The organism is Pleurocapsa sp. CCALA 161, from assembly GCF_003003995.1.
In the GTDB taxonomy this organism is placed as follows: Bacteria; Cyanobacteriota; Cyanobacteriia; order Cyanobacteriales; family Xenococcaceae; genus Waterburya.
The window spans coordinates 62,645-85,339 of record NZ_PVWF01000007.1 but is presented as its reverse complement, the minus strand read 5'-3'; the positions used below and the strand labels follow the sequence as shown (position 1 = coordinate 85,339).

General features: G+C 39.9%; 20 protein-coding genes. 14 read left to right on the top strand and 6 right to left on the bottom strand.

Going from position 1 to position 22,695, the window contains the following annotated elements; all coding sequences use genetic code 11:
- The first annotated feature begins 155 nt into the window (after positions 1-155).
- Entirely contained in the window at positions 156-704 is a 549-nt protein-coding gene (locus C7B62_RS03440; protein WP_106233215.1) for a phosphate-starvation-inducible PsiE family protein, read from the top strand.
- 20 nt (positions 705-724) lie between these two features.
- On the top strand, positions 725-2,461 hold the full coding sequence (locus C7B62_RS03435; protein ID WP_106233214.1) for a diflavin flavoprotein: 1,737 nt from the start codon (positions 725-727) through the stop codon (positions 2,459-2,461).
- A 154-nt stretch (positions 2,462-2,615) separates the two neighbouring features.
- Here C7B62_RS03435 and C7B62_RS03430 read toward each other — a convergent pair whose 3' ends face one another.
- Positions 2,616-3,122: a hypothetical protein gene (locus C7B62_RS03430; RefSeq protein WP_106233213.1), complete on the bottom strand. Its 507-nt coding sequence runs from the start codon at positions 3,120-3,122 to the stop codon at positions 2,616-2,618.
- A 459-nt stretch (positions 3,123-3,581) separates the two neighbouring features.
- On the opposite strand from C7B62_RS03430, the gene C7B62_RS03425 reads away from it, so the two are divergent.
- Positions 3,582-3,785, top strand: a complete 204-nt coding sequence (locus C7B62_RS03425) for a hypothetical protein (protein ID WP_106233212.1) — start codon at positions 3,582-3,584, stop codon at positions 3,783-3,785.
- A 140-nt stretch (positions 3,786-3,925) separates the two neighbouring features.
- On the opposite strand, the gene C7B62_RS03420 is transcribed toward C7B62_RS03425, so the two are convergent.
- The 4 genes from C7B62_RS03420 to C7B62_RS03405 all read right to left on the bottom strand — a co-directional run bounded on the left by C7B62_RS03420 (position 3,926) and on the right by C7B62_RS03405 (position 9,340).
- The gene (locus C7B62_RS03420; RefSeq protein ID WP_106233211.1) at positions 3,926-4,825 is read right to left on the bottom strand and encodes a UTP--glucose-1-phosphate uridylyltransferase; all 900 of its coding nucleotides are present in this window, start codon (positions 4,823-4,825) and stop codon (positions 3,926-3,928) included.
- A 98-nt stretch (positions 4,826-4,923) separates the two neighbouring features.
- A complete protein-coding gene (locus C7B62_RS03415; protein ID WP_106233210.1) occupies positions 4,924-6,045 on the bottom strand; it encodes a class I SAM-dependent RNA methyltransferase in 1,122 nt (373 codons plus the stop codon).
- Between the two features lie 219 nt (positions 6,046-6,264).
- On the bottom strand, positions 6,265-7,701 hold the full coding sequence (locus C7B62_RS03410; protein WP_106233209.1) for a GGDEF domain-containing protein: 1,437 nt from the start codon (positions 7,699-7,701) through the stop codon (positions 6,265-6,267).
- A gap of 412 nt (positions 7,702-8,113) precedes the next feature.
- Positions 8,114-9,340, bottom strand: coding sequence for an MFS transporter (locus C7B62_RS03405; RefSeq protein WP_106233208.1), 1,227 nt, complete (start codon positions 9,338-9,340; stop codon positions 8,114-8,116).
- A 538-nt stretch (positions 9,341-9,878) separates the two neighbouring features.
- Between C7B62_RS03405 and C7B62_RS03400 the strand changes: the two genes are divergently transcribed.
- The 7 genes from C7B62_RS03400 (at position 9,879) to C7B62_RS03370 (ending at position 16,329) form a co-directional block, all read left to right on the top strand.
- Entirely contained in the window at positions 9,879-10,103 is a 225-nt protein-coding gene (locus C7B62_RS03400) for a Calvin cycle protein CP12 (protein WP_106233207.1), read from the top strand.
- 326 nt (positions 10,104-10,429) lie between these two features.
- Positions 10,430-11,026, top strand: coding sequence for a DUF3177 family protein (locus C7B62_RS03395; protein WP_106233206.1), 597 nt, complete (start codon positions 10,430-10,432; stop codon positions 11,024-11,026).
- A gap of 73 nt (positions 11,027-11,099) precedes the next feature.
- On the top strand, positions 11,100-11,402 hold the full coding sequence (locus tag C7B62_RS03390; RefSeq protein ID WP_106233205.1) for a hypothetical protein: 303 nt from the start codon (positions 11,100-11,102) through the stop codon (positions 11,400-11,402).
- A 260-nt stretch (positions 11,403-11,662) separates the two neighbouring features.
- Entirely contained in the window at positions 11,663-13,072 is a 1,410-nt protein-coding gene (gene glmM / locus C7B62_RS03385) for a phosphoglucosamine mutase (RefSeq protein ID WP_106233204.1), read from the top strand.
- Positions 13,073-13,299: 227 nt separating this feature from the next.
- On the top strand, positions 13,300-14,661 hold the full coding sequence (miaB, locus tag C7B62_RS03380) for a tRNA (N6-isopentenyl adenosine(37)-C2)-methylthiotransferase MiaB (RefSeq protein ID WP_106233203.1): 1,362 nt from the start codon (positions 13,300-13,302) through the stop codon (positions 14,659-14,661).
- Positions 14,662-14,817: 156 nt separating this feature from the next.
- The gene (cobO, locus tag C7B62_RS03375) at positions 14,818-15,432 is read left to right on the top strand and encodes a cob(I)yrinic acid a,c-diamide adenosyltransferase (protein WP_106233202.1); all 615 of its coding nucleotides are present in this window, start codon (positions 14,818-14,820) and stop codon (positions 15,430-15,432) included.
- A 105-nt stretch (positions 15,433-15,537) separates the two neighbouring features.
- The gene (locus C7B62_RS03370; protein WP_106233201.1) at positions 15,538-16,329 is read left to right on the top strand and encodes an MlaE family lipid ABC transporter permease subunit; all 792 of its coding nucleotides are present in this window, start codon (positions 15,538-15,540) and stop codon (positions 16,327-16,329) included.
- 310 nt (positions 16,330-16,639) lie between these two features.
- Here the strand turns inward: C7B62_RS03370 and C7B62_RS03365 are convergent, their stop codons facing one another.
- Positions 16,640-17,221, bottom strand: coding sequence for a TetR/AcrR family transcriptional regulator (locus C7B62_RS03365; protein WP_106233200.1), 582 nt, complete (start codon positions 17,219-17,221; stop codon positions 16,640-16,642).
- Positions 17,222-17,466: 245 nt separating this feature from the next.
- Between C7B62_RS03365 and C7B62_RS03360 the strand changes: the two genes are divergently transcribed.
- The 4 genes from C7B62_RS03360 (at position 17,467) to argS (ending at position 22,641) form a co-directional block, all read left to right on the top strand.
- On the top strand, positions 17,467-18,912 hold the full coding sequence (locus C7B62_RS03360) for a circularly permuted type 2 ATP-grasp protein (RefSeq protein ID WP_106233199.1): 1,446 nt from the start codon (positions 17,467-17,469) through the stop codon (positions 18,910-18,912).
- A gap of 25 nt (positions 18,913-18,937) precedes the next feature.
- Positions 18,938-19,975, top strand: coding sequence for an alpha-E domain-containing protein (locus C7B62_RS03355; RefSeq protein ID WP_106233198.1), 1,038 nt, complete (start codon positions 18,938-18,940; stop codon positions 19,973-19,975).
- Positions 19,887-20,747 (top strand): transglutaminase family protein, encoded by an 861-nt coding sequence (locus tag C7B62_RS03350; RefSeq protein ID WP_106233197.1) that lies wholly within the window; start codon positions 19,887-19,889, stop codon positions 20,745-20,747. The genes C7B62_RS03355 and C7B62_RS03350 overlap by 89 nt, the downstream gene beginning before the upstream one ends.
- Positions 20,748-20,883: 136 nt before the next feature.
- On the top strand, positions 20,884-22,641 hold the full coding sequence (gene argS, locus C7B62_RS03345; protein ID WP_106233196.1) for an arginine--tRNA ligase: 1,758 nt from the start codon (positions 20,884-20,886) through the stop codon (positions 22,639-22,641).
- Positions 22,642-22,695 lie beyond the last annotated feature (54 nt).

The window sequence follows — 22,695 nt, the reverse complement described above, 5'->3', positions numbered from 1 at the left end:
CTATAGTACCGTGCAAGCTGGCAGAGTAGCCAAGCTAGATGTTTTAACTGCCGTTCACCATCGCAAGGTAGGAAATCATTATTAATTAGCTTCTAGCTTTTAGCTTTTAGCTCTGCTTCCTCCGCTTCCGCTGCTCCTCTCACCCAATTTTTATCATGCACAAACTCGCTAATACGCCGCCGACTCCCTGGCACAAATGGCTAAATCATGGTGGAGTTATCAAAATTCTGGAATTTATCCAAGACTTCATTGTTATTTCTCTTTGTATTGGTCTATTTGGCTTCATGACGCTTCAGCTAAGAGAGATGTTTGTGTCGCTGCTACCGCCTCTAAATTTTACGGAAGTCACGGCTGATATCTTGTTTATCTTGATTTTAGTGGAATTATTTCGCTTACTAATCATTTACCTGCAAGAACGCCGAGTTTCTATTGGTGTCGCCGTTGAAGTATCCATTGTTTCGGTTTTGCGAGAAATCATTGTTAAAGGAATTTTAGACATTCCCTGGAGTCAGATATTAGCCACTGGTTCATTTTTATTAGTTCTCGCTGTTCTATTAGTAGTCCGAGTTTGGCTACCACCCACCTTTGAAGGAGTAGATCCTGAGCAAAAAGTATCTCAACGATACAAACAAAAAATAGGGGGCAACAGTCGTTCGCCAAACAATCATTCACTCGACGACCAACAAATCACAAACCATAACTAATAACACAAACATCAAAAACCATGAAACAAACAACTATTCAACCAACAGCCAAAAAAAAAGACGTTCAAATAGCAAATATTGGTACAAATACCCAAGTATTGCGATCGCGCACTTGGGATCGATTAAAGTTTGAAGTTGAATACTCTCGTCAAAAAGGTACGACTTCTAATTCCTATTTAATTCAAGCCGACAAAACGGCATTGATCGATCCCCCAGGACAATCTTTTACGCAAATTTATTTAGAAACCTTAGCACAGCATTTTGAGCTACAAAAATTAAACTACATCATCTTACAGCATGTAAACCCCAATCGTTTAGCAACGGTACAATTACTAGCAGGACACGCACCCCAAGCACAAATAATCTGTACTAAACCAGCAGTTAATGCCCTCAAGGGGGCTTTGATTTTTCCTCAATGGCGATCGCAAATTAAAGTAGTCAGAGATAATGATACTTTAGACTTAGGACAGGGACATCAATTACAGTTTATTAGTACCACTACGCCTCGTTGGGTAGATAGCTTATGTACCTACGATCCTCAAAACAAAATTCTTTATACTGATAAGTTTTTTGGGGCGCACGTTTGCGATGAATCTATCTTTGATGATCATTGGAAACAATTAGATTTAGACCGCCGTTTCTATTTTGACTGTCTTCACGCTACTCAAACTAAACAGTTAGAAACTGCTTTAGCTAAATTTACGCCTTTTCCTAGCAAAATCTATGCTCCTGCTCATGGTTCATTGATTAAATATAGTCTGAGTCGTTTTAGCTATGATTATCATCAGTGGTGTCAACAACAAACCAGCAAAAAACTTCAAGTAGTTTTAATGTACGCTTCTGCTTATGGTAACACCGCCACCATTGCTAGTGCGATCGCTCATGGCTTAGTACAGTCGGGAGTGGCGGTAGAATCGATTAACTGCGAACTGGCGTCAACCGCAGAAATTACCACCGCAATTCAAAGATGTGATGGTTTTATCATTGGTTCGCCGACATTAGGTGGTCATGCCCCTACTCAAATTCAAACCGCCTTAGGTATCGTCTTAGCTAGCGCAGCGAAAACCAAATTAGCAGGTGTGTTTGGTTCTTATGGTTGGAGTGGAGAAGCGATCGATATGTTAGCCAATAAACTAAAAGATGCCCACTACAATTTGGGCTTTGAACCAATCCGTGTGCGCTTTTCTCCTACTACTGCGATGTTAAAAGAATGTATCAAAGCAGGTCAAGAATTCACGCAAAAACTGAAAAAATCTAAAAAACTCCGTAGTCCTCGACAAGCAGTAACCGAAACTCAAATTGACCGCACCGAACAAGCAGTCGGTAGAATTGTTGGTTCGCTTTGCGTCTTGACTACCAATCAAGGTAATCATCATAGCGGTGTGTTGACTTCTTGGGTATCTCAAGCAACCTTTAATCCTCCTGGAGTGATGGTTGCGGTGGGGAAAGAACAAAATGTGGATTTAATTAGTAACCCAGGGGATAAGTTTGTGCTAAATATCCTCAATGAAGGTAGAACTGTCAGGAGAAATTTTTCGGCTCAAAGTACTAATTCTTTTAATAATGTAACTACCAAACCTGCTGGTAATGGTTGCTTGATTATTGAAGATGCCTTGGCTCATATTGAATGTACAGTTCAGAGTTATTTGCCATCAGGCGATCGCACTTTGATTTATGCAGTAGTTGAGCAAGGTGAAGTATCTGCAAAAGATGGAATTACTGCGATTCAGCATCGTAAGTCAGGAAGTCATTATTAACGGTTCAATAGCCAGGAGGATTTGGATAGCGAGGAGAGTAGGTGAGTGAAAACAATTTTGTATCTCTCCAGCTACTTTTAAAAAAAAGCATAAAGTTGCGATCGCATTTAATAGTTTGACGGTAATGATTAGGGCTTGATCAAGGTTAGCAGAACTAGGAATTATAGCTTTGAATTATTTCAGGTGTTAACTTACGCAAGATCGGAATAGCGCGATCGCCAAATCCGCCCACATTGTCCACCAATAATAAATATTTATTGGCATCCAGATATGCTCGATAGGAAAAAGTATCTCCTGCTGTACTAGTAGCCCAACCCGCGCCACCACCGACAAAAACACTGCCCATCGCACCACCAATTGCGCCCAAGAAACCCCCTACGATATGATTACCAGGATCTCCTGCCCAATCGAGGTTATGCAGTCCTGTAATTGAATTAAAAATATATCCGCCCACAAAACCGAAAGGAATCAGCCAGTACGCCATAAAAATTGCTTTTTTGCGTGCCTGCTCTTTATCATCATATAGACCTACTTCATCAGCGCTTTTATATCCCCGCCCAGCGATCGTCATTTTGCTTAGGGGAATACCAGCTTTTTCTAACGCTGTGTAAGCTTCTTCCGCTTGAATGCGATCGGGTAATACAGCAACTAGATAATTCATTTGTTAACTCGCAATTCAACCAAAACATCGTTTAAGATCCTATCGTAGAGAAACATTGGATTGTCTTTACTTAATAAGAAGTAAAACAAGTCAAACAAATATAGCGATACGCACTTGTATGAGGACAATCTTTACTTGTTACTTACAAGCTATTTACTTTTCTGTCCTAACCTAATCTTGTAGGGCTATTTCATCGCTCTTTCAGAGAATAAATTTTCCTTACAACAAACAAATTTCATTTAATTTGTACTTTACAATACATTTTTTGCTTTAAAAGGTAGAGTACAGCATAAAAAGTAGCTTTGTTGTTTAAATTACAGATTTATTTAAGCTATTATTTAATTATCTTTATATAATAAAGACATTAGCTTTTAGCGAGCCTACAATTTTATTTTAGTAAACTCTAGATTATTCAATCAATAGAATCAATAGAACATAGGGAGTAAAATCAACAAACTGATGGCATATTATTGCGAACAACTAGAAAATGGACGGTGGGGAATTTTTATTAATAGTACGCTGATTGCCACTATCGGCTGTTATGATACTTGCCAAAAAATCATTTATTTTTTAGATAATCGCTTATCAAATCCTAAAATACCAGTTGTCATGGAATACTATGGAGTGAATCAGTATTTTCATGATATGAAGCTAAGACCTTGAGAGGAGTTAGGAGTTAGGAGTCAGAAGTCAGAAGTCAGAAGTCAGAAGTTAGGACATTTACTACCTAAGGCGGCTTTTTGGTAAGAATATTCTTACCAAAAACGCGCCGTACTACCTAAGAAAAGTTAACTAAACATGTCCTAATCTAACTTTGCACGTCTGTAATAGTCGATCAGGGCTTGGCGATAGAAAAGGGGCATCCCTGTATCGTAATATTGTCCCTGAACGAGATAAGCGATCGCACTATGTTGCTGTCTTAATTTATCTAAGCAGGTTGTCAGTTGAAACTCGCCTTGGAAACGTTCGTTATTATCTATTTCTAAAGCTAAAAGTTCAAAAATTACTGGTTCGAGGACATACATACCAAACACCCCCAAGAATTCATCATTAGCCATTCCAGGGACTTGTAAATGTTCCCTGGCATATTCTAGAGTAGGTTTTTCGTAGATTTGAGCAATTTCTAAGATAGCTTGTTCAGTTTTCCATTTGCCGCTAACGCACCCCGCCTTATGAATGATTTTATCCTGCATGATGGTGATCCCAATCACGCTAGTTTTATGTTGTTGATAAATATCTATCATCTGTGCAGCACAGCTAGAGTCAATCGCCGAAGTGTAAACATGATCCCCAAGCAAAAGTAGAAACGGCTGATTGTCTACCCAATCGCGGGCGCAGTAAACCGCATGACCAAAGCCTTGTTGTTCAGTTTGAGTTAGAATTGTGATGCGATCGCCTAAAGCTACTAAATATTCACTATATTGCTTATTTTCTGCTGACAGTTTTGACCATAATTCAGGTTTAGGAGGAGACTTGAAAAGGTCGTAAAACAAATCGCGATCGCCTGGCTGCACTACAATTCCCACTTCTTCGATCCCTGCGCTGATGGCTTCTTCCACAATTGCCAGAATAATCGGCTTGGCGCGTCCATCTCGATCAATGATTGGTAACAACTCTTTTTTTAGGGCTTTAGTAGCGGGATACATCCGTGTTCCCAAACCCGCAGCAGGGATTATTGCCTTACGTACTATTCGCTCTGACATACAGTAGTTTTTAATAGTTTTTAATTTAATAGACTACGTTGTTGATTAACTAGTTTTGAGCTATAAGCTTTTAAGATATTGCTAATCCCTAAGCGATTTTAATACATTTCGTATTTCAACAAAGTACAGGGAATTGCGCCGTTATAGAGTTTAATCCGCTTAGAAGTCCTCAAGCCCACCTGTTTGGAAAGCTTCATACTACCTGTAAGAACATAGGCTGTCCATCCCTTAAATCGCTGCTTAAAGATATCTCCCAACAGTTTATATAGTTCACCTAATTCGGCTTCTGTACCAAGTCTGACACCATAAGGCGGATTGCAGATTAAAACCCCGTGATCGGCTGGTGCTTCCACATCCTCAAGCTCTCGTCTAGCAAACTGCACATAGTCTTCTAAGCCCGAACTTTCTGCATTCACAAAGGCTTGCTTAATTACTTGGAGATCGCGATCGCTCCCAATAATCGGTATTTCTAGATCGTGTTTTTGCTGTGCTTCAGCTTCTTTTAACAAACTTTGCCATAAATTGCGATCGTAGTCTAACCAAGTTTGAAAGCCAAAATCACGATAGAGTCCAGGGGCAACATTCAATGCTTTTAAAGTTGCTTCAATCGGTAAAGTGCCACTACCGCACATGGGATCGAGAAAGGCTAAATCTGGTGTCCATTCCGCCATATCTAACAAAGCTGCTGCTAGAGTCTCTTTCATCGGTGCAGCACCAATGGCAGGGCGATATCCCCGACGATGGAGACTAGAGCCTGAACTGTCTAGGCTAATGATGCAGTGCTTTTCGTCAATATGAGCATTAATTTGCAGATCTGGTTTATCCGTATCTACGCTAGAGCGTTTTCCCCCTCTCACCTTTTGCCAGTCGGTAATCGCATTTTTGATCTGTAGCGCTGTGAAATGAGTATGATTGAGGAGTTTATTCTTGCCTGTACAGGTAACAGCTAAAGTCATATCAGGATCGAGATATTCTGACCAGTCAATCTTCTGGATACTGCGATATAGCTCATCACCATTAAAACTTTTGACTCTGGCGATCGGTTTTAAGATCCGAAAAGTAGTCCTCGTCCAAAGATTTGCCTTATAGAGTAATTTTTGATCGCCTCGAAAATGTACCCCTGTAAATTCTGGGCGTACGTCTCCTGCTCCAATTCGTCTTAGTTCATCCGCAGCTACTTCTTCCAAGCCACGAGACACCGTAGCAAAATAATTGTTCATACTTTATAGCTATTAGCTATTAGCTGTCAGCCCTTCGGGTGAGGCATCGCGGTGACGCGATGCCTCACTCTTAGCTTTAAAATTTCTGAGGGAAAGCGGTCATTGTAGTTATCATACCTGAATTGCTCTGTGATTTAAGCAAGTGTGCCTTTTCCCTTTTCCCTTTTCCCTTCTCCCTTTGAGCAAACTTCACCATTTAACAAGTTGAAATCACGTTGATCAATATCGTTTAACGCGATCGCGCCCCTGTTCTTTTGCTTGATATAAAGCCTTATCTGCTGCTTGAATTAACTGCTCGCTATGGATACCATCGTCAGGGAAACAGCTTACGCCAATCGAAACCGTAATCGATTTAAGTTGTTGATGACCGTGTTCAAGTTTTAATTGTTTAATTCCCACCCTAATTTCTTCTGCCCGCAGGATTGTATTTTCAATGGAGGCATCAGGCATCACAATTACTAATTCTTCTCCTCCATAACGACAGGCAATATCATACTGACGGATTTGCGATAACAGGTAATTGCCAACTTCTTTTAAGACTAAATCTCCGACACTATGACCATAGATATCATTGAACTTTTTAAAGTGATCAATATCAATCATGATAATGCCCACAAACTGCTGCTTTCTCTGAGCGCGATCTAGCTCTTTCTTCAAAGATTCTTGTAAATAGCGACGATTGTATAATTTAGTCAGCGGATCTCGCAGACTTTGATATCTCAGCTTTTCTTGAAGCTCGAGACTGGCAAAGGACATGGCTATATTTTGTGCGACTGTTTTTGACAATTCTTGAATTAATTCACTGATCGGGTCAGAAGTTTTAAAACATAAATGTAACATGCCTAAAGTTTGACCTCTGGCAATCATAGGGATGCATAAAGTTGGTTGATGGCAGTTATCAGCATCAACATGACTACAATAGATTCCTGGAGTACTAGGATAAGCTAGATGTGAATCTCCCTTGCGTAATGCCCAACATTCATGAGTTTCGAAAGTACTGCTGTTAACCATTCCCCAAGTGGCGATCGCTTGTAGTGAATTTTTGCTATTTTTCATCAGATAAACCGCGCCATGAGTCTGAGGAAATAATGGCTGCAAAAGACTGCTTAAGGCTGTTTGTGCTTCTTTAAGAGTTAGGCAAGCCTGCAAAAACTCATTCATTGTTGCCAGCTTCAGATGCTGATCGCGCCAGGTTTCTAGAGCTTTGACTTTTTCCGTTAATTTAAGCTTAATTTCTTTGATTTCGGTAATGTCTTGAGCAACCCCTAAGATTTTAATCGGTTTACCAAAAGCGTCTCGTTCAAAAACCGTGTCTTTGCTTTCCAACCAATGCCAATTGCCTTGCTTATCCTGGACTCGATATTCGATAGTTAAATAATTGCCCTGATTTAGATGCAAACAGTCTTGATGGTGTTGGGCGATCGCCAGTAAATCTTCGGGATGAAATATTCTACTCAATGACCGTTTCATCGACTTTAATTCTGAGTCAGAATAGCCCAAAATTTTTCTGCTTAAAGAATTAGAATAAATATTACACTTTTTTTCTAAGTCGTATATATAGATAATATTCGGAATTAACTCAGTTATTTTTTTCGTTAAACCAGCTTCATTCTGCAAATTAACATTGGTTAAATCAACAGCAGCTTTTTGGGACATAAAAGCAAGATTATACTTCTTCTATATTTCTGCCTATTATGTTGTTTAACAAGATGCTAGCCAGAAAATAATACTCTTTGAAGTTAGCAATATTTTTATGTATTGTCGATAGATCGAAGAATATAAGTAAATGTCGAAACAAGCTAAAAGCTAACCAATTAAGTATTTGTTTGGAATTTTAAGTTATCCATAATAATTAATTTCTTAATCTTTTTATTCAAATTAGTCCGTCAAATTACTTATAAAAATTGTCTTTGCGTACACAGATGAATTATAGATAAACACGGATATTTTTTGTTTACCCAGTAATTATATGAGTTTTGCTTTTTTATTAATATTTGAAGCTTGCTAAATTATTAATTTGTTTTTCTAGTTTTTTCTAATGAATTATGTTTAATTTAGGCAAATTGAACTATCTAGCTTTAATTAACCTTTGAAGATACTGTAAAATTGCCAAACCTAATAAGATTGAGGCTGCACAGATGAGCCAAAAATAGTTAGTGAATTGCGGATGATCCAAAGCCCAGCCGCCTAATGGAGGGCCGATAAAATAGCCGATCGCCCAGCATTGAGAATTAATCGAAAAATACACTCCGCGCAAGGATTCAGGCGCTAATTCTGCCACTAAGCCAGAAGCAACAGGGGTATATGTCACCATGCCTAAAGACATTACGCCTAATGTTAAGCCTGCCCAAATCAAAGTATGATTGGGCATATTGCCCGTCACCCAAACTAAGATAAAGGCTATTCCCCAAATTAGAAAAGACAAGCTTAATCCTGCAATCCGAGTAAAGCGATTGAGTATCCAAGCAACAGGAAGCTGGCAAATTGCCGCCAAGGCAATATGCCAAGTAAATAAACCACTGATAATTTTTTCGGAGAAACCTGTGGTGGAGTCAGCTAATTGAACAAAGTTTTTTAAATACAAAGGCATGGTACTTTGTACCTGGGATAGATAGATGGTAAATAAAATATTAACCGCCACAAATACCATTAAAACGCGATCGCGAAAAGCAAAAGACCAGCCATTAGGCTGATGATCTGCCGATTGTGATTTAAATTGATAAGTTTCGGCGATCGCAAAATAAATTACGGCAAAAAAGACAGCAAAGGAAATACCATCAATCACAAACAAAGTTCGATAGTTGCCAGAGTTGGCAATTAAAGCACCACCTAACACCACCCCTAAACTCAATCCCAAACTATCTGCCAGTCGAGTTATCGCAAACGCCTCATTACGCTGTTGGGGAGTAGTTAAATCGATGATGGCTGCTTCGGTAGCTGGCCAATACATCCCTACCCCAAAACCCATCAATAAATTGCCTAATACCAGGGTCGCAAAATTAAACGATAAAGATAACACCACGTCTGCCAAAATTGAGATGGCAGCGGAGGCCAATAAAACTTTCCTGCGTCCCCAACGAGGTGAATCTACTCCCTCTCCTGCCAAAAATCTGCCCACAACACCAGAAACTGAGCCACTCCCCAAAGCAATCCCCACTAGCGTCGATGACAGTCCTACTTCGTTGACGAAAAAAATCGGCGCGTAAAACAAAGTAAAGCCAGTACCAATTTCCGATAATAGTCTGCCCGCTGCCAAAATCCACACCTTGAAACTAAAATTCAATACCTCAGCCATAAATTTATTGCTTGATTGCTATTGATTGGTGATCCGAGGGCTAGGCGTGACGCGAAGGTATCTATCACGGATACATCTGCGGATATACCCTTTAGGGAATCCTCTAGGGAAGCCTAATCGTAATTTTGGTTGAGCCAGGGTCTAAATAATTAAAATATTCAAAATTTTTCTTAAATAGCGCTTAAGTATTTTAAGCTGACCGAGTGTGTTATGCCTGGGTTTAATCTTGTTGTGCCTCAACTGCAAACGTTATTATTATAATTGTCTGAAGTATTTAACTAAAGCTCAAGAATAGGGTTAAGTCTATAGATAGATTTGAGGTGAGTACAATTCGAGCCATGTTAGATTGTAGAGTATAAATACTTACTTAGGGGAAACCGTAATTCAAAAAAAATAACTGGATAATAGCAGGTCTTATAATTAAGTTGTAATAAATAACGGTTTATTCCCAAAGTTGAGAAAACGTCAGCATTTATCACAGCCAAAAAGCTGCCTGTGGTATAACATAACCCTGAATCTTAAATAATAGAGGACTAATATGAGCGATTTACAAGAGCAATTACAAAAAGCCAGAGAAGAAGCAAGAGAAGCTTGTGGTGGGGACGGAGCAACTTCTGCCGAATGCGCAGTTGCTTGGGATACAGTAGAAGAATTATCTTCCGAAGCATCTCATCAAAAGCAAAAGACTCCAACAAAAAATTCTTTAGAAGTCTACTGCGATGAAAATCCTGATGCTTTAGAATGTCGCGTTTACGAAGACTAACATTTACCCCAAAGTCTATCGGCGTAAATGTTCAATTAAATTTCAATTAAATTTCAATTAAATAATTGTTAACCGCGAAGATGAGAGTAAATCAGGCTCTCATCTTTATTTTTTGGGGAGGGTGAGGAAACTTTATCCGAAGGAGTATCCTATAGGACACTTCAATGTATCCATGATAGATGCCTCCTCTGGCGGTCAATCCCAGTCTATAATTCTTCCCATGGACTAACGTTGACTTAGAGCAATTGTTGATGCACTCTTAAAAGGCGATTGCAAGCTGTTTAACTGCAAACACCAAAATAGTAGACACAATTTCAACAAGATAAATAATGGATATTTGGTTTAGACCTTTAGTATGGATGGACTATCGTTTAGGAGTATTGCTAACGGTAATTCTGCCTTTAGGATTATTAATTTGGGCTTTATTTCAAAGACAAGAAGCCATGCAAAGATTACTGATCATTTATTGGCGAGTTGCTAGTTTATTAATGATTACGGTTTATCTTTTAATCCCTGGGTGGAAAGTCGGATTTCTTAGTGGTTTTGCAGCCCGCATTTTAATTGCCATTTCTCTTTGGTTTTGGGTGGATCTCAATGAAGAAATTCGCGACATACCCCAAAATTTTCTTAAATTAGCATTTACCTCCTGGCGCTGGGCGATGACTGCCTATTGTACTTTAGGGGCGATCGCTAAATCATTTTTTCTTCCCTGTGGTATATCTAGCAGTACCGCCAAAACTGCTTTTTGTCAGGTATGGTTAGAAGCGCCCGCAGCCTATCGTAACTTTTTCCACAATAAGCCAGGCAATGAAGGGTTTTTAGGCTTTATGGGTTCAGTTGGTTTAGTTATTTACATTATCTATTTAGCATACTTCATTCTGATTCGTCTCGGTAAACAAGGGCGATCGGCGTTGGAACAGTAATTGTGATCGAAAATCAACAGTTGAGATAGGGGCGATCGCTCATCAAAGAATTAAGCTGAAAGCTACAAAAATGATGTTAAAACCCATTAGCCTACGTTTAGAACAATACACTCTCCAGCGAAAACAAGAGGTCTTGATGGTTCACCTGGAAACTGCTGCGGGCGAACCTGATACGGTCGTGATCTTTGCAGGATTTTCTAGTTCTCTAGTCATGCCGACGGCTTTTGATCCTGATATCCCAGTAATTGCAGCCGATTCAACGATTCATTCAATCGATCGCCTTGCCAGCCCTTATAATCCCAGCAACCCTCAATACCTTGAGTCGGGTTTGAGTTTGCCAGAGATGATTAAGATTCTAGAAACAATGAATCTATAATGAATGCATATTTCAACTGAGATTAAGTAACTATTAAACAATCTTAATTATCCCTTGACCTTAAGCAGATATACTCAAACACAGCGTTATTTTACCCAAAATAGCAAAATATCGTTTAACTTATTGGGTGAATATAGGGAATATTAAGATTAAGTATAAATTAAATTTTGTAGTACAATTTTTGCTAATTATAAAACATATTTTTTAAGCAAAAATACTTAATAAATTTGATTAATCATCAGCCGTAGGAGTGTACAGGTGTGAATAATTTAGCTAAGACTTTAATTAATACAGATCAATTGCCACAAACCCCCTTGTTTGGCACAGATGGAATTAGAGGGAAGGCAGGAGATATTTTAAATGCACCTTTCACCCTACAGTTAGGATATTGGGCTGGAAAAGTTTTAGAACAGGCAGTAAGCCGTAAAGGTTCAATTATTGTGGGGCAAGATTCACGCAATTCCAGCGATATGTTAGCGGCGGCGATCGCCGCTGGATTGACCAGCGCAGGGCTAGAAGTTTGGAACTTAGGCTTGTGTCCCACTCCCTGTGTCGCTAATTTAGCCAGTGACAGTGAAGCAATTGGGGGAATTATGATTTCGGCGAGCCATAATCCGCCACAAGATAACGGAATTAAGTTTTTTAGCCACAAGGGAACTAAGTTATCTGATTCCTTAACCCAAAAAATCGAGACTCATCTGAGAACTGATTGTATGCTCCAGGGTGCTAATTTAGCTTGGGGTAAATCTTATCAGCGCCCCGAATTAGTTCAACAATATGTCCAGTCTTTACAAAAATCCCTGCCGCAAAACATCAGTTTTCGGGGAATGCGTATTGTTCTAGATTTAGCTTGGGGAGCTTCGGTGGGGGTTGCTCCAGCAATCTTTCAGCAGTTGGGCGCAGAAGTAATTAGTCTACATGATTTAGCCAATGGCGACCTGATTAACGTTAATTGTGGCTCTACCCATCTAGAATTATTAAAGCAAGGAGTACAAGACTATCATGCCGATCTTGGATTTGCCTTTGATGGTGATGCGGATCGAGTTATGGCGGTAGACAGCCAGGGAAGAGTAATTGATGGTGACTATATCCTCTATCTTTGGGGTGATTTACTACGTCAGCGACAACAGCTACCCGATGATTTAATTGTGGCGACGGTAATGGCTAACTTGGGTTTTGAACGAGCTTGGCAAGCCAAGGGAGGCAAAATGCAGCGTACTGCGGTCGGCGACCGCCATGTTCAAGAAGCGATGTGGCGCACGGGAGCGATGCTAGGAGGAGAACAGTCAGGACATATTCTCTGTCATCACCACGGAGTATCAGGGGACGGCATTCAAACCGCCCTACATCTGACTTCTTTAGTTAAACAGTCCGAAACTTCTTTAACTGAATTAGTGGATAATAGTTTCCAAACCTATCCCCAAATTTTGCGTAATGTCATCGTTGAAGATCGCGAACGTCGCAGTCAATGGTCAGAATGCGAACCCATCCAATTGGCGATCGCTCAAGCAGAAGCAGCAATGGGTGAACAGGGACGCATTTTAGTTCGGGCTTCAGGAACCGAACCCTTGATCCGCGTCATGGTGGAAGCTGCCGATCAGCAGTTAACTAACTATTGGACAGATAAGCTGGTGCGGGTAGTGGAACAAAATTTGGCTGCTCAAATCTAGCTGTTTAAATTTACAACACAAACTATCGTTTTCTAACCAAGGGCGAACCGCCGTTCGACCTTTGCCTAATCATTGCTATCTGGTATTTTGTACATCACTACAACTCATCATCTCTCTTTTGCATATCTAAAATTTATTTTAAGAGCTAAATTACATCATGTTTGTAGTGGAACGTTTTAAACTTGTATAGTAGTTCTGTTTAATCTTCTCGCTACTGTTGATCTGATATGAATAACGCCAGCAAAAGATACGAGAAAAAATATAACATTGTTACCTTCGGTTGCCAGATGAATAAAGCTGATTCTGAGCGTATGGCTGGCGTGCTAGAACACATGGGTTTTAAAGCTGCTGACGATCCTAATGTAGCCGATTTGGTTCTTTACAATACCTGTACTATTCGCGATAATGCCGAACAAAAAGTCTATTCTTATCTGGGTAAACAAGCAAAACGTAAACATCAGCAGCCAGATCTAACTCTAGTCGTGGCTGGATGTGTTGCCCAACAGGAAGGAGAAAAACTCTTGCGTCGTGTCCCTGAATTAGATTTAGTGATGGGACCTCAACATGCTAACCGCTTAGAAGATCTGCTACAACAGGTTTTTGATGGCAATCAGGTAGTGGCTACTGATCCAATTCAAATTTTTGAGGATATTACCAAACCCCGTCGCGATAGTGATGTGACTGCCTGGGTTAATATCATCTATGGTTGCAATGAGCGCTGTAGTTACTGTGTTGTGCCTAATGTGCGAGGAGTAGAACAATCTCGAACTCCTCAAGCGATTAAAGCTGAAATAGAAGATTTGAGCAGACAAGGATACAAAGAAATTACTCTGTTAGGACAAAACATTGATGCCTATGGTCGAGATCTACCAGGCAGCACCCCAGAAGGCAGACATCAGCATACGCTAACAGATCTTCTTTACTATATCCATGATATTTCTGGGATTGAGAGGCTGAGATTTTCCACCAGTCATCCCCGTTATTTTACTGAAAGATTAATTAAAGCTTGTCAAGAATTGCCCAATGTTTGTGAACACTTTCATATTCCCTTCCAGTCGGGAGATAACGATATTCTTCAGGCGATGAAGAGGGGTTACACCCAGGAGAAATATCGTCGCATTATCAAAACGATTAGGGAATATATGCCTGATGCTGCGATTACTGCTGATGCCATTGTTGGTTTTCCTGGTGAAACAGAAGCACAGTTCCAAAATACTTTGAAGTTAGTTGAAGATCTCGAATTCGATCTAGTTAATACCGCCGCTTATTCACCTCGTCCAGGAACACCTGCTGCTCTGTGGGATAATCAATTAAGTGAAGAAGAGAAAAGCGATCGCCTTCAGCGTTTAAACCGTCTAGTGTCTGTTACGGCGGAGGCTCGTTCTCAGCGTTACTTAGGGCGAGAAGTAGAGGTGTTAGTGGAAGCGCAAAACACCAAAGTTCCTACTCAACTCTTAGGAAGAACCAGAACTAATCGTTTAACCTTCTTTCCTGGCAAGATCGAACAATTAAAAGGCAAAACAGTCAAGGTGAAAATTCAGGAAATTCGCGCCTTTAGCATCACAGGAGAATTAATTGAGTCAAGATAAGGGCAAGGAAATGTCTGATCCATAGGCAAGTCTAGTAAATATAGTCATTCCAATTAATTGACCTATGTTTTATAAAATCGAGACAACGATGAATGATGAAAAGTAGTACTAATTAACCTATATTTTCTATTTAGAATAACTATAGCAATCAAAACCATGAGCCAATCAACAATTAGCAACGAACAGCACAAGCAAAAAATGCAGCGTCGCCAAGAGGTGCAACAAAAGCGTCTGGCTGAGAAAACCCAGGAGAAGGGTTTGATCATTGTCAATACGGGTAATGGGAAAGGGAAAACTACCGCAGCCTTGGGAATGGTTATGCGATCGCTGGGACATGGATATAAAGTGGCAATCGTCCAATTTATTAAGGGTGCTTGGGAACCTGCGGAAAAAGCCGTATTGAGTAAATGGTCAGATCAGCTAGAGTTTCACGCGATGGGAGAAGGATTTACCTGGGATACCCAAAATCGGGAAAGGGATATTGAAAAAGCAACAGCCGCTTGGACAACCAGTTTAGAGTATATACTTGATCCTGAATATCGCTTAGTCCTGCTCGATGAGATTAATATTGCTATTAAACTAGGTTATTTAGAAGTGGATACAGTAATTGCAGGTTTGAGTCGTAAACCCACAGACTCTCACGTTATTTTAACAGGAAGAGGCGCACCAGAGCAGCTAATTGCGATCGCCGATTTGGTCACAGAAATGTCTTTAATCAAACATCCCTTTCGAGAACAAGGAGTTAAGGCTCAACCAGGTATCGAATTTTAAGCGACTTAAGAATAAATGCTATTTTAGAATTCTTGTTGTCTTGGAAGATTATTCTTTAAGCAATATTTTTTAAGCAATATTTTCAGTCGCGAGATCAATTAATTCATGAGTAGTACAACCTCTAATAAGGGGATTCAAGTTTGGCTAGAACGTTCTATCGAGGCTTTATTTCTAGCAGGGCAAGTTGTGGTTCACTTATTAAAGGGTAAAATACATCGTCAAAATACAACAGAACAAATGAAGATTGTAGGACCAGATTCTCTGATGATTGCTCTGGTAACAGCAACTTTTGTGGGAATGGTATTTACGATTCAGGTTGCCCGTGAATTTCTCAACTTCGGTGCAGTTCAAGCGATTGGGGGAGTTTTGGCTTTGGCTTTGTGTCGGGAATTAGCTCCCGTCTTGACCGCAGTAGTGCTGGCTGCCAGAGTCGGTTCGGCATTTGCTGCGGAAATTGGCACAATGAAAGTTACCGAGCAAATTGATGCTCTTTACGTTTTAAAAAGCGATCCTATTGATTATTTAGTCATTCCTCGTTTGATTGCCTGTTGTTCAATGTTGCCGATTTTGACAATCTTCTCTCTGATTATGGGTTTGATTGGGGGAATTTTTGTAGCTGATTTTTTTTACGGTATTTCTCAAGTACTATTTATTGACTCGATCAAGACTTTTTTACAGATTTGGGATTTAATTAGTGCGCTCATTAAATCCGTTATGTTTGGCGGCATTATTGCCATTATTGGCTCTAGCTGGGGTTTGACTACGACTGGCGGAGCAAAAGGAGTTGGAGAATCTACCACCACCGCAGTAGTTATGGCGTTAATTGCGATTTTTATTACTAACTTTTTTCTTTCTTGGATTATGTTCCAAGGTTTAGGTAGTCAGTTTTTAAATTAGTTACCGATCAAGATATTTCAAATATATACTTGGTCTACTTGGAAGCCTGATGTTACCCACTCATAGAATCTGTTAAGGTTGGTCAAAGGGCAAAGGGAAATAAAATTAAATTCTCGTCTCGATGTAATACCAATTCCTAAAAGTAGCTGGAAAGATAAAAAATATTCTTAGAGTCAATGAAAAGGCTTAAATATTCATCAAAGCTATCCTCAAGGATTCCCTTCGGTCAGAGCTGAAAGCTTAACCTGTCCTAAGTCTCTCGTTATTTTCGAGAATTGGTATAAGTTTTCTCAATAACGAGTGTTTCTACTTATTTTAGTAAGCGCTCAAATAAAATTAACACAAAGGTTTCCACTGGTACTATCGACCTTTCCACCTTTGCCTGTAGGATTGCTCCTTCCCAACTTGACAAAATGAACTTCGCTAACAAACCAGAATGATCATGAATATCTAATTCTCCTTTAGCTTGTGCAGCATCTAAACATTGAGCAAAAGATTGTTCCCAGCTAGTGAATATTTGCTGTAGGCGATCGCGAAATAGTTCATTTTGGGCAGACAATTCTTGAGCTAGATTGCCAATTAAGCAACCATCAATACAGTCACCGCTTTTTAGATCGATAATCTTTAATTCAAAATAGTTACGTAAGCGCGTTAAAGGAGAAAATTGCTCATTCTCTAAACAGCTTTCTAGCTGCTTTTGACATTTACTCGCAAAATCATCAATGATGGCTAAACCAAACTCTTCTTTACTCGCAAAATAATAGTAAAACGAACCTTTAGGCACGCCTGCTTTACTCAAGATCTCATTAATACTGGCAGCATTAAATCCTCGTTGAGCAATTAAATTACTACCAACACAAATCAATTCCTGGCGTTTGCTGATTCGTTTCATCTTACATTTAATTATAGTAGACCAGTCATCTATCAAGATTAAATCTGACTTCTAAGACATAAATTATCGTTTTAAGCAACTAAAGCAATTGAGCGATCGCCTAATTCTCAACAGCAGACAATTTGCCTGAAAAATTTTTAGGTTATTAAAATTAAAGTTCGCAACGAACATAACGCTAGACTAAATATCTATAGGCTTGAAAATTATGGCTAAAAATCATAAGTATTGGAGCTGACCGAGTATACATGGCATTTGAAGCTTACGACCCAGAAAACTTTTATGACGAGCTATTTTTAGAATTAGGTAAGCCGCGATCGCACTGTGCTGATTTAATTAGGCATATGATTGAGTTGGGGATGCAGCAGTTAGAACAACAGCGTCAAACAGCAGAAATAGCGCTATTTAAACTGGGGGTAACATTCAACGTCTACAACGATAATCAAGGGGTGGAAAAGATTTTTCCGTTTGATATTATTCCCCGTATCATTGATGGTGATGAATGGTCAAAGTTAGAACGAGGTTTAAAGCAGCGCATTCAGGCTTTAAATTTGTTTCTTAATGATGTTTACGGAGAGCAAAAAATCATCAAAGATGGCAAAATACCTCTAGAGATTATCCATACTGCTTCGGGTTTTCTTAAGCCTTGTCTGGGAATCAAAGCACCTGCTGGAGTCTGGTGTCACATTACAGGGACAGATTTAGTCCGAAATCATGATGGTCAGTGGTATGTCTTGGAAGACAATTTGCGATCGCCTTCTGGGGTATCTTATGTGTTAGAAAATCGACGGGTTATGAAGAGTACCTTCCCTGAAATATTTCGGGACATGACGGTTAAGCCTGTAGATGATTATCCCAATCAGCTATTAGAAACCTTACTCAATCTAGCACCACCTCAGCTACCAGAACCAATGGTCGTGCTGTTAACCCCAGGAATCTATAACTCTGCCTATTATGAACATTCCTTTTTGGCACAGCAGATGGGAATTGAATTGGTGGAAGGCAGAGATTTAGTAGTAGTAGATGGCTATCTACAAATGCGTACGACTAAAGGCTTAAAACGAGTCGATGTAGTTTACCGTCGGATTGATGATAACTTTTTAGATCCCTTGGCGTTTAATCCTAATTCTCTGCTGGGAATACCAGGATTGATGAGCGTCTATCAACAAGGTCGAGTTGCTCTAGCCAATGCCCCAGGAACAGGGGTAGCAGATGACAAAGTGGTGTATGCCTATGTCCCACAGATGATTCGCTATTACTTAGGGGAAGAACCCATTTTAGCCAATGTTCCCACCTATCTTTGCTGGAGAGAAAGCGATCGCGCTTATGTTTTAGCTAATCTAGATAAATTAGTGGTGAAAGCAGCCAACGAAGCTGGTGGTTATGGGATGTTAATCGGCACAAAATCTACGGATGTAGAAAGAGCAGAATTTGCCGCCAAAATTAAGGAGAATCCCCGCAACTATATTGCCCAGCCTACTCTTAGTCTTTCGCGAGTGCCAACACTGATTGATGGCAAAGTAGAAGGTAGACATGTAGATTTACGTCCCTACATTTTGCATCGTGGTCACGAGATCTATGTGCATCCAGGCGGATTAACTCGTGTAGCGCTACAAAAAGGCTCTTTAGTGGTTAACTCTTCTCAGGGTGGCGGAAGTAAAGATACCTGGATACTCAACTCAACTATTAATTAATCAAGTACAACAACAATCAACAATAATGTTAAGCAGAGTAGCTGATTCAATTTACTGGTTAAATCGCTATATTGAACGCGCAGAAAATGTTGCTCGTTTTATTGATGTCAATCTAAATTTGATCTTGGATCTGCCCCAGGGAGTTTCTCCTCAATGGAAACCGTTAATTTCCGTCACAGGAGATTTGGATCAGTTTAATAGTCGCTATAGTGATGTGAATAATCGCAATGTAATTCAGTTTCTTTGCTTTGATACCAGCTATGAAAACTCAATTATTTCATGTCTAAGCAAAGCCAGAGAAAATGCGCGCTCAATTCGTGAGGTAATTTCCTCGGAAATGTGGGAGGAAGTCAATTCTTTTTACCTAATGGTTAAAGAGGTATCAGCCACTAGTTCTTTTAAAGCCTTGCCCAAATTATTTAGTCAAGTAAAAATGGCTAGCCATCGTTTTGCGGGGGTAATGGATGCCACCATGTCTCATAATGAAGGCTGGCAGTTTGGGCAAATGGGCAGATTATTAGAAAGAGCCGATAAAACTACGCGGATTGTAGATGTTAAATATTTTCTGCTCTTACCTTCTGCCGAGTGGGTGGGTACTCCCTTAGATCGGATTCAATGGATGGCTTTATTAAAGTCTGCTAGTGCCTATGAAATGTACAGTAAATCCCAGCACTACATTACTCCTAGTAGCGTCGCCGAATTTTTAATTCTCGACCGACAATTTCCTCGTTCAATTCACTTTTGTCTATGGCAAACTCAGCGATGCCTACATGAGATTACTCAAACACCTCCTGGTAACTGGTGTAATGGTGCAGAGAGAGCTTTGGGCAAACTATGTTCTCGACTTAGTTATCTAACTATTGAAGATATCATTCAATCGGGACTACACGAGTTTTTAGACGGTATGCAAAGTTCTATTAATGAGGTGGGAAACGAAATTTATACTACTTTTATTGCTTTGAGCGATTCCTTCTGTGCTATACCAAATCAGCCATCAAACAACCTACAGTTTCTCTCAACCAGTAATACTCAAGCCTCATCTGCTGAGATTACGCCCTCGTAGCGATCGCTTTAACCAACTTCAGAGTTTTAGTTTATCCGTATTACCCTTAGCTCAAGGAAGTTCAGATTTTATCGATCTCGACGGCAATAATTTAATCAAGCTGTGGTTTGCCCAACCAACAGAGAAATTAAGCATCCAAACTTTGGCTAGGGTAGAAACAAGCTGTAGCAATCCGTTTATCTATTTACTTGAACCTTGGGCAATGACGCTTCCGTTTGACTATCCCAGTTCTCTCTTAAAACAACTAGAACCCTATCTATATTCCTATAGCTTTGTACAGGACAGCTCGGCATTGGAACTTGCCCAAGAAATTGCGATCGCCACCCAAGGAAATACTCTCGACTTTCTCTTTGCTCTCAATCAACGCATCTATCAAAACTGTGAGTATATAACTAGAGACAGCGGAGAACCTTTCCCCGCAGGAGTCACCTGGAGAAAACGCATAGGCTCTTGTCGCGATTATGCCGTGCTATTTATGGAGGTTTGCCGAGCAATAGGTATTGCCGCTAGGTTTGTCAGTGGCTACCAAGAAGGAGACGCAGAGCAAAAGTCGCGAGATCTACATGCTTGGGTAGAAATATATTTACCAGGTGCGGGTTGGCGGGGTTACGATCCTACTCTAGGGTTGATAGTTAGCGATCGCCATATACCCTTAGCTGCCAGTGCAATTCCTAGATATGCTGCGGCGGTAGAAGGAATAGTAACACCAGTAGAAATGGGTGTAAACACTACTACCGAACTCCAGGCACAAATATCCTTGACAGTTTTATAGCCTTTGATAGTGGCGGATTTAGTCTAATTTGGTCTAAATCTTACTGTCTTAATTTCATTTGATGATAAATTGATTATTCTAGGAATAGCTGCTTGTCGGCTACAACTGTCTTCAAGCTCAAATAAACAAATATCACATGACCTCCATACTAGAACAGCTTCAAGATTCTGTTAGCCAAGCTTTATTGTCTGCCTTTGGTGATGAGTTAGCAAATACCGATCCTTTGGTAGCATCCACGAACAATCCCAAATTTGGCGACTATCAGTCCAATGTAGCCTTGTCTTTAGCAAAACCTCTCCAGCAAAATCCTCGGGCGATCGCTCAAACCATCATCGCTCATTTACAAATTGAGGATATGTGCGAAACTCCCACCATCGCTGGAGCAGGTTTTATCAACTTTACGCTAAAATCTAATTATATTGGGCAATTGCTGAGTCAAATCCAGTCAGACGAAAGATTAGGTATCCCCCGAGTACAGCCAGAATCCAAGGTAATTGTCGATTTTTCTAGTCCCAATATTGCTAAAGAAATGCATGTGGGACACCTGCGTTCAACAATTATTGGAGATGCGATCGCCCGTATTTTAGAATTTCGGGGTTATGATGTCCTGCGTCTTAATCATGTAGGCGATTGGGGGACTCAGTTTGGTATGTTGATTGCTTACCTTAGAGAAGCTTATCCACAAGCTTTAACCACCGCTAATGCCTTAGATATTGGTGATTTGGTATCTCTCTATAAACAAGCCAAGGTTCGTTTTGACGAAGATGAAGAGTTTAAGCAAACCGCCAGACAGGAAGTAGTCAGGTTGCAGGCGGGTGCTGAAGATAGCCTTCATGCTTGGCAGTTATTGTGCAATCAATCTCGCCAAGAGTTTCAAGTAATTTATGATTTACTCGATATCAAGCTAGAAGAAAGAGGCGAGTCTTTTTATAATCCTTTTCTAGAAGACACTGTTAGTGAATTAAAGCAAACAGGCTTACTAGAAGAAAGTGAAGGGGCAATGTGTGTTTTTCTTGATGGTTTTACTAATAAAGATGGCGATCCTTTGCCGTTAATTGTCCAGAAAACTGATGGTGGTTTTAACTATGCCACAACCGACCTAGCAGCAATTAAATATCGAGTCAAAGAAGACGGCGCTAATAAAATTATTTATGTTACTGACGCTGGACAGGGTAATCATTTTGCAGCAGTATTTCAAGTAGCTAGAAAGGCGGGAATTTTACCCGATGAAGTGCAAGTTGTTCATGTACCCTTCGGGTTAGTTTTGGGCAAAGATGGTAAGAGAATTAAAACTCGTTCTGGTGAGACAGTTAAGCTCAAAAACTTATTAGATGAAGCAGTAGATTATGCTCGTACAGAATTAGAAACTAGACTAACAGCAGAAGGAAGAAAAGAAACTCCCGAATTCATCAATTATGTAGCTCAAACAACTGGTTTAAGCGCTGTAAAATATGCAGACTTGAGTCAAAATCGCACCTCAGACTATAAGTTTGATTTCGATAAAATGCTCGATCTAAAAGGCAATACTGCACCCTATTTGTTATATGCCTATGTCCGTACTCAAGGTATTAGTCGTAAGGGAAATATTGATTTTTCTGCGTTGGATAATAATACGGAAATTGTCTTAAAGGAAGATGCAGAATTAGTTTTGGCAAAATACATCTTGCAGTTTGAAGAAGTGGTGAAAGAAGTTGAATCTAGTTTATTACCTAATCGTATTTGTTTATATCTGTTTGAATTGAGCCAAAAGTTCAATCAATTTTATGAACAGTGTGAGATCTTAAACGCGGCTGAACCTCAAAAAACTTCACGCTTAATTTTGGCCGATCTAACCGCACGTACAATTAAGTTAGGTTTATCTTTATTAGGGATTAATGTTTTAGAAAGAATGTAATGCCCAACTATTGATTTTTGTAGGGACGAACAACCGTTCGCCTCTACTTTCGAT